Annotated in this window: 10 protein-coding genes; all 10 read left to right on the plus strand. The window is 61.9% G+C overall.

The features are described 5' to 3' along the window. The first annotated feature begins 79 nt into the window (after window positions 1-79). Window positions 80-1,618, plus strand: a complete 1,539-nt coding sequence (locus tag MPN23_RS08045) for an SLC13 family permease (RefSeq protein ID WP_243547179.1) — start codon at window positions 80-82, stop codon at window positions 1,616-1,618. Between the two features lie 100 nt (window positions 1,619-1,718). Next, on the plus strand, window positions 1,719-2,483 hold the full coding sequence (locus MPN23_RS08050) for a cytochrome c3 family protein (RefSeq protein WP_243547180.1): 765 nt from the start codon (window positions 1,719-1,721) through the stop codon (window positions 2,481-2,483). 6 nt (window positions 2,484-2,489) lie between these two features. Continuing rightward, window positions 2,490-3,599, plus strand: a complete 1,110-nt coding sequence (locus tag MPN23_RS08055; protein ID WP_243547181.1) for a 4Fe-4S dicluster domain-containing protein — start codon at window positions 2,490-2,492, stop codon at window positions 3,597-3,599. Between the two features lie 2 nt (window positions 3,600-3,601). Continuing rightward, window positions 3,602-4,552, plus strand: coding sequence for an RnfABCDGE type electron transport complex subunit D (locus tag MPN23_RS08060; protein WP_243547182.1), 951 nt, complete (start codon window positions 3,602-3,604; stop codon window positions 4,550-4,552). A gap of 3 nt (window positions 4,553-4,555) precedes the next feature. After that, a complete protein-coding gene (rnfG, locus tag MPN23_RS08065) occupies window positions 4,556-5,131 on the plus strand; it encodes an RnfABCDGE type electron transport complex subunit G (protein ID WP_243547183.1) in 576 nt (191 codons plus the stop codon). A gap of 37 nt (window positions 5,132-5,168) precedes the next feature. Then, window positions 5,169-5,846, plus strand: a complete 678-nt coding sequence (rsxE, locus tag MPN23_RS08070; RefSeq protein WP_243547184.1) for an electron transport complex subunit RsxE — start codon at window positions 5,169-5,171, stop codon at window positions 5,844-5,846. Window positions 5,847-5,864: 18 nt separating this feature from the next. After that, the gene (locus MPN23_RS08075) at window positions 5,865-6,440 is read left to right on the plus strand and encodes an electron transport complex protein RnfA (protein WP_243547185.1); all 576 of its coding nucleotides are present in this window, start codon (window positions 5,865-5,867) and stop codon (window positions 6,438-6,440) included. Between the two features lie 25 nt (window positions 6,441-6,465). Further along, window positions 6,466-8,562: an FAD-dependent oxidoreductase gene (locus tag MPN23_RS08080; protein WP_243547186.1), complete on the plus strand. Its 2,097-nt coding sequence runs from the start codon at window positions 6,466-6,468 to the stop codon at window positions 8,560-8,562. Window positions 8,563-8,692: 130 nt separating this feature from the next. Continuing rightward, the gene (gene pta / locus MPN23_RS08085) at window positions 8,693-10,813 is read left to right on the plus strand and encodes a phosphate acetyltransferase (protein ID WP_243547187.1); all 2,121 of its coding nucleotides are present in this window, start codon (window positions 8,693-8,695) and stop codon (window positions 10,811-10,813) included. Continuing rightward, on the plus strand, window positions 10,814-12,022 hold the full coding sequence (locus MPN23_RS08090) for an acetate kinase (protein ID WP_243547188.1): 1,209 nt from the start codon (window positions 10,814-10,816) through the stop codon (window positions 12,020-12,022). The last annotated feature ends 35 nt before the right edge of the window (window positions 12,023-12,057 follow it).

Raw genomic sequence — 12,057 nt, forward strand, 5'->3', positions numbered from 1 at the left:
CCCGGCAATGCGAGGAGCGTGTCGGTTGAGGTGAACGACAGCGGCAGCGGTGCCGCCAACACAAGAGAGAGGAAAACCAATGAGCGCACAACAAGACAGTGGAAAAGGAAAGATAGTCGGCTTTTTTCTCGGGCCGATCGTCTTCATAGCGATGCTCCTGCTCCCGGCTCCCGAAGGAATGAATCCCGAGGCGTGGCGCGTTGCCGCGGTGACGGCATTCATGGCTATCTGGTGGATCACCGAAGCCATTCCCATTCCCGCCACGTCCCTGATGCCCATCGCCCTTTTCCCGCTCCTCGGCGTCATGAAGTCGAATGCGGCCACTGCACCCTATGCGAACCATCTGATCTACCTGTTCATGGGCGGCTTTTTCCTCGCCGTGACCATGGAACGGTGGAACCTGCACCGCCGCGTGGCTCTGCACACGATCCGTCTGGTGGGCACCAGCCCGGCCAGAATGACGCTCGGGTTCATGGTCGCCACGGCCCTGCTGTCCATGTGGGTGTCCAACACGGCAACGGCCATGATGATGGTTCCCATCGGACTGGCAGTCATCCAGCAGGCCACGGGATTCAATTCCGACCAGCTGCGCATGACCGGCACGAACGACCCCGAACACAACTTCGGCAAGGGCCTGATGCTCGGCGTTGCCTACGCAGCCTCCATCGGCGGCGTGGCCACCATCATCGGCACGCCCCCGAACACCGTCATGGTGGGCATGGTCGAAAAGATGTTCGGCGTGGAAATCGGCTTCGGCCAGTGGATGCTCTTCGGCGTGCCCCTGTCCGTGGTCATGCTGGCCATCGCGTGGGTGCTGCTGACCAGGATGCTCTTCCCGACCGGTGACATGGAACTGGCTGGCGGCAAGGCCATCATCGAAGAGGAAATCAGAAAACTCGGCCCCATGCTTCCCGAAGAAAAGAAAATCGTGATCGTGGGCTGTTTCATCGCCTCCTTCTGGCTGGCGCGCGGCTTCCTCAAGAAGATGCCCTTCGTGCTGGATATCATGCCGAAGTTCGGCTTCATTCACGACGCAACCATCGGTATTCTCGGTTCCCTGATCCTGTTCGCCATTCCGACCAACTTCAAGAAGGGCGAATTTCTGCTGGACTGGAAGACCGCGGTCAAGATTCCCTGGGACGTGATCCTGCTCTTCGGCGGCGGTCTGGCCATTGCCAACGGCTTTGCCAAGACCGGACTCGCCACCTACATCGCGGGACAGCTCGGCGGACTGGAAGGCGCGAGCATGCTCATCTTCGTGTCCACCGTGGTCCTGATGACCATCTTCCTGACCGAGATCACCTCCAACACGGCCACCGCGACCCTGCTGGTGCCGATCATGGGCAGCGCGGCCATCGCCATGGGCGTGCATCCCTACGCCACCATCATCAGCGCCTGTGTGGCCGCCTCCTTTGCCTTCATGCTTCCCGTGGCGACTCCGCCCAACGCCGTCATCTTCGGCAGCGGGTGCGTCTCCATCAAGCAGATGGCCAAGGCAGGCATATGGCTGAACATCATCGGCACAATCCTGATCACCGCCTTCGTGGTCTACGTCCTGCCCATCGTCTGGGGCATCGACCTGGGCGTGGTTCCGGATTGGGGCGTGATTCCCAAGTAACCTTGCAAACACTTCCCGAGGGCGGTCGTACGGCCGCCCCGGGATGATACCGTCAATCCAATAACCGTTGAGCTGCCCCCGACGTGCGGCGGAGAGAAAAATGCGTGCAAACTCGAAGACTCTTCCGGTGATAGTGATAGCGGTCGTGCTCCTTGGGGCAGCCGTCCTGGGATACGTCAAATCCGACGACACCCCGAAAATGCCGGTGCGAATCCTGTTCAAGAACAACGGAGGCAAGGTCATCTTCTCCCATCTCGTGCACCATCGGGACTATCAGATCGACTGTGCCCAATGTCATCACGACAGAAAGCCCATGCCGCACGGCAAGGACGACGAAACCATGGCTTGCGGATCGTGCCATCCCACGGAATTCGACGACGACTACATGGCCGCACACATGGATTCCTTCCCGGACGAAACCTATTGCGTGCGCTGCCACCACACGGAATACGGCGAAGTAATTTTCGACCACGAGGCGCACAAGGACTACGCAAGCGACTGTTACGACTGCCACCACGGCAAGGAGATCGAGCCGGAACCCCAGAAGTGCGCGAACTGCCACAAGGATGACGATTCGGGCGAACTTCTCAGCATGCGGCTGGCCGGTCATCAGAGCTGCGCCAACTGTCACGACGACATGTTCGAGAAGGGACTCTCCAGTTGCAAGTCCTGCCATGTGCCCGTGGACATGACCCAGTACGAGGGCGACTACACTTCCTGCGACAAGTGCCACGACTCCGAGGTCAGGGAGCTGGTGCTGCCGCGCATGAACGCCTTCCACGATCAGTGCATGTCCTGCCACGAGGGAATGGATGCAGGCCCCTACGGCCCGGACAACTGCAAAAAGTGCCACATCAGCAGGTAGGTCACGATGAATACGCATGAAACACATCCTTTGCCGCCGCATGTCGAACTGACCCTGATGCGTCACTGTCCGCTCGTCACGTGCGGACAGGAAGTCAGGCGCGGAGAACGGGTCGCCACTTCGTCCGTGCCGGACATGGGCGACATCCATACTCCCATTGCCGGAAAAGTGAGTCAGGTTGACGCGTTCCGGGTCAGGATCACCGCCGAAGGCAACGCCGAAGTCGAGCCCGAAGACCTCCGGGACATCTCCGGAGCCGAGCTGCGGACGAGACTGGCCGGACTGGGCGCGGATCTGGCTCCCATCCCGGAAGCGGGAACGGATTTTCTCATCATCAACGCAGTGGATGCCGAACCCGGCGTTCTTGCCAGACAGGAACTGCTTTCTTCCTCCCGAGCAACCCTTGAGCGCGGCCTTGAGGCCGTCATCGCCCTATACGCCCCTAGCAGGACGGTTCTGGCCACGCTCAAGGGGTCTGGCAAGGCTTTTTCCGATACGGAATCCGCAGAGATTTCCGAACAGTACCCGGCCGGACTCGACCCCATGGTCGCCTATACCGTGACCGGGGTGGAAGCCCCGGACAAGACCGTGGTGCTGGGATTGGAAATCCTGTTTCACGTGGGCCGCATCATGGAGACCGGGCTTCCGGTCATGGAAACCATGGTCACGCTGGGCAATTCAGCCAGTCTGGTACCGCTGGGCACTCCGGCAGGACTGCTTCTGGAAAAGACCGGACAGAAGCCCGGCAATCTGGACCGCATCGTCCTTGGCGGCGTCCTTCGCGGAACAGCTGCGGCCTCGCCCATGCAGGGCGTTGCGCGCAACACGAGCGCGATCTCGGTCGTGACCAACGAGGCTCCTGTGGCCGTGGACTCCCCGTGCGTGGGGTGCGGCGAATGCGTCCGCCACTGTCCGGCCCGTCTCGATCCGGCCATGATCACCAGCTATGCGGAATTCGGCATGTACGACAAGGCCGCAGCAGAGCACGTGGAAGCCTGTTTCGAATGCGGCCTGTGCGGATTCTTCTGCATCGCCCGCCGCCCCATGCTGCAATACATCCGGCTCGCCAAAAGCGAACTGGCACGCGCCAAAGCCCTCACTGCAGAGGAGAACTAACCGTGAAACAGCTCACCCCGCTCATCCTCACCGTTTCGGTTCCGCCCCACCGCCATTGCGGCGTGACCGTACGGGACAGGATGCTCAACATTCTTCTGGCCCTCATCCCGGCAGCGGCAATGGCCGTATCCAGCCTCGGTCTGGCCGCGTTCCGGGTCATGGCTCTGGCAATGGCCGTGGCGCTGCTCGCCGAGAGAATCTGCGACCATTTCATGGACCGGGAAACCCAGATCCACGATCTGCACGCCCTGACAGTGGGACTGTGCTTCGCCTTTCTGCTGCCCTCCTCGGCCCCGTGGTGGCTGGTGGCAACGGGCAGTGCCATGTCCATCGTGCTCGGCAAGATGGTATTCGGCGGACTCGGCGGCAGCCCGTTCTGCGCCCCGCTGATCGGCTGGGCCATTTGCAGACTCTCATGGCCCGCGTTCATGGACATCAACGCCACCATGCTGAACACGGACATGGTGTACCCTCTGGCCCAGCTCAAGGACTTCGGTCTGGATGCGGTCACGGTAAGCAGCCTTCGGGAACTGATACTGGGCAAGCAGCTCGGCGGTCTGGGCGCGGTGCAGATGGCCGGCGTCATCGTCGGCGGCCTGTTCCTGCTGGTGCGCAAGCACATCTCGTCCATCATCCCGGCCGGCGTGATCATCGGCGTACTGCTCACGGCGTGGGTCTTCAACATGATCGATCCCGCGACCCATGCCAGCCCGGCCTTTCATCTCTTTACCGGTTCCACGCTGTTCGGCGCCTTCTTTCTGGCAACGGACGGCCCGTCCTCGCCGAACAGGCGCATCCCCATGCTCCTCTTCGGACTGCTGGCCGGAACCATGATCGTCGTCATCCGCACGTACGGCATCTACCCGGACGGCGTGCCGTTCGCCATACTGCTCGCCAACCTGTTCACCCCTGTTTTCGAGCGCATCCGGCCCCGGCCGTTCGGAGTGAGGTAAACCATGAAGGAAATGATGAAAATGATGGTTGTCCTGTCCCTGATCTGCGGCCTTTCCGGCGTGACGCTGGCCGCTCTCAAGCAGGCCACCGCTCCGATCATCGAGGAACAGGTGCTCACCTTTGTTCAGGCCCCGGCCATTGAACAGGTGCTGAACGACTACGACAACAACCCCATCAAGGACCGCAGAAAATTCGAAATGGACGGCAGCAGCATCACGGTGTTTCCAGCCATGAAGGACGGCAGGCTCAACGGCGTGGCCTTCGAGACCTCGGGCAAGGGATACGGCGGCCAGATCGGCGTCATGGTCGGCTTTGACATGACCGCGAACACCCTGTCCGGCATCGGCATCACCACCATGAAGGAAACCCCGGGGCTGGGCTCCCGGGTCACGGGCCACGGCTTCACCACCCAATTCAAGGGCCATGCCCTGGATTCCATGAAGCTCAAGAAGAACGGCGGAGACATCGACGCCGTGGCAGGGGCCACCATCTCCTCCACGGGCACCGTGTCCGCCGTGCGCGAGGCCGTTTCCATCTTCAATACCCTCAAGGGCAAGTTCGCCGAGGGTTGGTCCTAGCCGCCCCCGGGCAAACACTCTGGTCTGGAGCATACTCATGAACAGATTATGGAAGGAATTCTCCAAGGGTCTCTGGAAGGACCTGCCCCCGTTCAAACTGGTGCTGGGCCTCTGCCCGGTGCTGGCCGTGACCAACACCGCGGACAACGGGCTGGGCATGGGCATGGCCGTGGTCTTCGTGCTCACCCTGTCCAACCTGCTGATCTCGCTGGTGCGCAAGATAATCCCGGCCAAGGTCCGCATCGCCTGCTTCATCGCCATTTCCGCATCCCTGGTCGTGGCCGTGGAGCTGCTCATGCAGGCGTTCGCCTATCCCCTGTACCAGCAACTGGGCATTTTCGTGCCCCTCATCGTGGTCAACTGCATCATTCTGGGCCGGGCCGAGGCATTCGCGTCCAAGAATCCGCCCCTTCTCGCCATTGCCGACGGTCTGGGCATGGGAATCGGCTTCACCATGTCCCTGACCTTTCTGGGCGCCTTGCGCGAATTTCTGGGCAAGGGTCAGCTCTTCGGCATCGACGCCACATGGCAGGGATTCGAACCCTTCGGATTCATGGTCGAGGCGCCGGGCGCATTCGTGAGCCTCGGCATTCTGCTGGCCATCATGAACTTCTCGGAAAACGTGCGGCGCAAGCGTCAGGGCCTCAAGGCAGTCGAGGGACCGACCCACGACTGCAAGTCCTGCGGCGCATGCAACAAGGCACAATCCGCCTAGTCGAGGGAGAACAACATCATGCAGGAATACTTTCTTCTCTTCATAGGCGCGATGTTCGTCAACAACATCGTGCTGGCCCAGTACCTCGGCAACTGCCCGTTCATCGGCACGTCCAAGGATACGGGCGTGGCCGTCGGCATGGGCGGAGCCGTGGTGTTCGTGGCCGTGATGGCCGCAGCCATCACATGGCTGGTCCAGCGCCACATTCTGGTGCCTTTCGGTCTGGGCTATCTCCAGACTCTGGCCTTCATTCTCGTCATCGCGTCCCTTGTCCAGTTCGTGGAAATGTTTCTCAAGAAGATGGTCCCGCCCCTGTACAAATCGCTGGGCATCTTCCTGCCGCTCATCACCACGAACTGCGCTGTCATGGGTATCGCCCTGATCTGCCAGCGCGAGGAATTCGGTCTGCTGCACACCGTGCTGTTCGCGTTCGCCTCGGGTCTGGGCTTCATGGTCGCCCTTGTCCTGCTGGCGGGCATCCGCGAACGGCTGGCCGTGCGACGGCTGCCCATCGCCATGCGTGGCACGCCCATCGGGCTGGTCATGGCCGGGCTGATGTCCCTGGCCTTCTTCGCCTTCAAGGGCATGATTTAACGAGCTGCCATACAGGAAGAATGATATGATAACCACATCGGGACTGACTCTTTTCGGCATCGGTCTAGGCGCGGCCGCCATTCTGGGCGTGGCTTCCAAGCTGCTCTACGTCAAGGAAGACCCGCGCATCGCCCTGATCGAGGACAACCTGCCCGGCGCAAACTGCGGCGGCTGCGGCTTTCCGGGCTGTTCCGGCGCTGCCGCGGCCATCGTGGCGGGCAAGGCCCCGGCAACGGTCTGCATCGTGGCCGACGCCGAAGCCTCGAAAATCATCGCCGGCATCATGGGACAGGAAGTCATCGAGCGCGAACCCGAGCTGGCCCAGCGCGACTGCACTGGCGGCACCCGCGCCGAGGACGCCTTCAATTACGAAGGCGTGCTGGACTGCCGCGCCGCCCACCAGCTCTACGGCGGATCGAAATCCTGCCCCGAAGGCTGCCTGGGCCTCGGCTCCTGTGTGCGTGCCTGCCCGTTCAACGCCATCCACATGGGCCCGGACCACCTGCCCGTGATCGATCCGGCCATGTGCAAGGCATGCGGCAACTGCGTGGACGCGTGTCCGCGCGGCGTGATCGCCGTGACCGGCATGACGGCCCGGCTCCTGCATCTCAACCAGACCACGGACTGTCTGGCCCCGTGCCGCCAGAAATGTCCGGGACAGATCAATATTCCCAGATACATCGAACAGGTCAAGGCCGGAGACTACGACGGCGCACTCATGACCATCCGCGAGCGCAATCCCCTGCCCATCGTGTGCGGTCGCGTATGCCCGCGCCCCTGCGAGACCGAATGCCGCCGCCAGTACGTTGACGAAGCCGTGGGCATCAACATGCTCAAGCGTTTCGTGGCGGATCGCGAACTGCATTCCGGGAACAGATTGACCATACCCTGTGCCAAGGACACCGGCAGGAAGGTCGCCATCGTGGGCGGCGGACCTGCCGGTCTGTCCTGCGCCTACTTCCTGCGCCGCCTCGGGCACAGCCCCACCATCTTCGAGGGCATGCCCCATCTGGGCGGCCAGCTCCGCTACGGCATTCCCGAATACCGGCTGCCCAAGGCCGATCTCGACTGGGAGATTCAGGGCATTCTGGACCTCGGCATCGAGGCACGGCTCAACACCCGGTTCGGCAGGGACTTCACCATGGAGACCCTGAAGGAGGAAGGCTACGAAGCCGTTTTCCTCGGCATCGGCGCATGGCAGGCCAGCGGCATGTACGCCGAGGGTGAAGACCTTGACGGCGTAATGGGCGGCATCGAGTTCCTCACGGCCCATGCGCTGGGCCAGCGGCCCGAAGTGGGCGAACACGTGATCGTGGTCGGCGGCGGCAACACCGCCATTGACGCGGCCCGCACCTGTGTACGTCTGGGCGCGAAAGCCACGCTCATGTATCGCCGCACCCGTGCGGAAATGCCAGCCAACCCCGAGGAAATCGTGGGCGCCGAGGAAGAAGGCGTGCAGTTCCGTTTTCTGGCCGCACCCGCCCGGGTCATCGGTGACGAGAACGGCAAGGCCACGCATCTCGAATACTATGAGATGGAGCTGGGCGAACCCGATGAATCCGGCCGCCGCAGGCCCATCAAGAAGGAAGGCTCCGAAGCGCGAATGGCTGCGGACCTGATCATCCCGGCCATCGGTCAGAAGCCGAATCTGGAATGCCTGTACGACGAGAACGCCGAAACCTGCCCTCTGGAAACCACCCGTTGGCAAACCATCGTGGCCGACGAACACACGTTCCAGACCGCAATCCCCGGCGTGTTCACCGCAGGCGACGTATACACCGGCCCGGATCTGGTCATTTCGGCCATCGGCGATGGCAGGAAGGCTGCCCGGTCCATGCACTACTACATGACCCAGGGCGACATTCCGGTCCCGGAAACCACGCAGAAGGACATGATCCCCTATACCCTGTTCCGGGAGATCGACCATGTTGAACGCAAGAAGCGTGCAGTCATGCCGCACCTGTGCCACGGCGACGACCGCAACTGCACCTTCAGCGAAGTCGAAGGCGCGATATCCGAAGCCGAGGCTCGGGCCGAGGCTGACCGCTGCCTGCGCTGCGGCCTGATCTGCTACGACAAGGATGTTGCGGAGGACGCCCCGACAGCAACCGAGAATGCATAAAGAACACCACCCCATCCCCGGAGAGCAGGATAACGCCGGTTCACCTCGATGACGAAGTCGGCGCGATTATCCGGGAGGGGCGGCTGCCCTGCCGCCCCTCCCCTCCATCGGAACCCCAAAGGAACGCGACATGTCCAAAAGCCTTTACATAGCGGCAACCGAAGCCAGAAGCGGCAAGTCCGCCATCGTTCTCGGCGTGATGCAGCTCCTGCGCGCCCATGTTCGACGCGTGGCCGTCTTTCGCCCGATCATCAATGATCCGCTGGACAATGGCCGGGATCACGACATCGACCTGATGCTCAAGCATTTCAAGCTGGAAATGGAGTACGACCAGACCTACGCCTATACCCTGAGCGAGGCGCGGCGGCTCCTGAACAAGGGCCAGCAGTCCCTGCTTCTGGAAAACACGCTCAACAAGTTCAAGGAACTGGAAAAGCAGTACGACTTCGTGCTCTGCGAGGGCACGGACTACATCGGGGACAATGCAGCGCTGGAATACGAGATGAACGTGTCGGTCGTGTCCAATCTGGGCTGCCCCGTGCTGCTGGTGGTCAACGGCCTGAACAAGACCGCACCCGAAATCACGGGCTCGACCCAGCGCATTGTCGAAACCTTCGAGGAAAAGGGACTGGAAGTCACGGGGCTGGTCGTGAACCGGGCCCGGCCCGACCTGCCTGCATCCATGCTGGAGGAGATCAAGGCCAACACGCAGGCGTCCCATCCCCTGCTTGCCTACGTGATCCCGGACGACAAGCGCCTCGGAAACCCCACCATCCACGACGTGATCAAATGGCTGGATGCGCGCGTGCTCTACGGACACGGCAGGCTCGACACGCAGGTGGACGAATTCGTGACCGCGGCCATGCACATCGGCAACTTTCTCAAGTACATCAATGATGGCACTCTGGTCATCTCCCCGGGTGACCGTTCGGACATCATTCTGGCAAGCATCACCTCGCGCCAGTCCTCGTCCTACGGGGACATCGCGGGCATCGTGCTCACCGGCGGCCTCCAGCCCCCGGACACCATCCACAGACTCATCGAGGGATGGACCGGCGTGCCCCTGCCCATCCTGAGCGTGGAGCACCACACCTACAAGACCACCCAGATTCTACAGGGACTGCACGGCACCATCGACCCGGAACACCCGGCCAAGATCGCGTCCGCCATCGGCCTGTTCGAATCCTGCGTGGACACCGAGGAACTGCGCAAGCGGCTGGTTACCACCAAATCCAGAAAGATTTCCCCTTTCATGTTCGAATACAACCTGATCGAAAGGGCCAAGTCCGCAAAACAGCACATCGTTCTGCCCGAGGGCACGAGCGACCGCGTGCTTCAGGCTGCGGAAATCCTGCAACGCAGGCAGGTGGTGGACATCACCCTGCTCGGCGATCCGGACGCGGTTCGGGAACAGGCCTCCCGACTGGGCGTCTCCCTGAACGGCACGCGGATTCTCGACCCTGCGAAATCCGACAGGTTCGAGGAATACGCCAAGCTGTACTTCGAGGCGCGCAAGCACAAGGGCGTGCGCATGGAGGACGCCCGGGACCGCATGAGCGATCCCACGTACTACGGCAGCATGATGGTCCAGACCGGGGACGCGGACGGCATGGTGTCCGGTTCGGTGACCACCACGGCCCAGACCATCCGCCCGGCCTTCGAGTTCATCAAGACCAAGCCGGACGCGTCCATCGTTTCCAGCGTGTTCCTCATGTGCATGGGCGACCGGGTGGTGGTATTCGGCGACTGCGCCGTGAACCCGAATCCCGACGAACGCCAGCTTGCGGAAATCGCGCTCAGTTCGGCCGAGACCGCACGCATCTTCGGCATTGATCCCTATGTGGCCATGCTCTCCTATTCCACGGGCAAGTCCGGATCGGGTCAGGACGTGGAAAAGGTGGCGCGGGCGACCGAGATTGCCCAGGAACTGGCCCGGGAACGCGGACTGGACGTGCCCATCGAAGGCCCCCTCCAGTACGACGCAGCCGTGGATCCGGAAGTGGCGCGCACCAAGATGCCGGACAGCAAGGTTGCCGGCCGCGCCACCGTGTTCATCTTCCCGGAACTGAACACCGGCAACAACACCTACAAGGCAGTGCAACGCGCCGTGCCCGGCTCCACAGCCATCGGCCCGGTTCTTCAGGGGCTGAACAAGCCCGTCAACGACCTCAGCCGCGGGTGCCGCATTCGCGACATCGTCAATACCGTGGCCATCACCGCCATACAGGCTCAAGCGGAAAAGGACGCATAAATGAAGATTCTCGTCATCAACAGCGGGAGCTCCTCGCTCAAGTACCAGCTTCTGGACATGGAGACCGAGGCCGCGCTGGCCTCGGGAGTTGTGGAGCGCATCGGCGACCCCATGGGCGGAGCCAGCCACAAGTCGCATCCCGGCACGGATCGGGAGCAGAAGCACTCCGAACAGCTTCCGGTGCCGGATCACGGTGCGGCCATGCAGATCATGATCGACAAGCTGACCGGCAAGGATCTCGGCGTAATCGCCTCCATGGAGGAAGTGGACGCCATCGGCCACAGGGTGGTTCAGGGCGGAGAACTCTTTGCCGCCCCGGTGCGGGTCACCAAAAAGGTCATCGACGACCTGTGGTCGATCCAGTCTCTGGCCCCGGTGCATCACAGTGCGAACATGACCGGCATAGAAGTAGCGTGGGAACTCTTTCCGAACACCCCCGCAGTCATCGTGTTCGACAATGAATTCCATCAGACCATGCCGAAAAAGGCGTTCCTCTACCCCCTGCCCATGGAGTTCTACACCCGGCTCAAGATTCGCCGGTACGGGTTCCACGGCACGTCGCACAAGTATGTGTCCAAGGCAGCGGCCCGTTTTTTGAACAAGCCGCTGGACCAGAGCAACCTGATCACGGTACACTTGGGCAACGGTTGCTCGATGGCCGCCATACGGAACGGCAAATGCGTGGATACCACCATGGGCCTGACCCCGCTGGCCGGGCTGATGATGGGCACCCGTTCGGGCGACATCGACCCCTCGATCCATGCCTATCTGGCGGACAATACGGATCTCGACCCCAGGGAAGTGGACACGCTGCTCAACAAGAAGAGCGGCATGTTCGGCATCTGCGGCCTGAGCGACATGCGCGACGTGCACGCCGCCAGGGAAAAAGGGGATGAAAACGCCCAGTTGGCCTTTGACATGTTTGCGTATCGCGTTAAGAAGACTCTCGGCGCATATGCGGCAATCCTCGGTTCCGTGGACGCAGTGGTGTTCACGGCCGGGATTGGCGAGAATGACGACGCGGTCCGCGCCGCTGCCTGTGACGGTCTCTCCCTCCTCGGAATATCTGTGGACCCGGAACTGAATGCGACCCGCTCCCCCGGGATCAGGGCCATCCACACCAGTGGAAGCGCCGTGTCCGTGCTCGTGATTCCCACGAACGAGGAACTGGAGATTGCGCAGACGACAAGGGCCATCGTTGCCGGCTGATGACTGAATAAGCGTATAATCTGAAAAGGGTACAC

This window comes from Pseudodesulfovibrio tunisiensis (assembly GCF_022809775.1).
Classification (GTDB): domain Bacteria; phylum Desulfobacterota; class Desulfovibrionia; order Desulfovibrionales; family Desulfovibrionaceae; genus Pseudodesulfovibrio; species Pseudodesulfovibrio tunisiensis.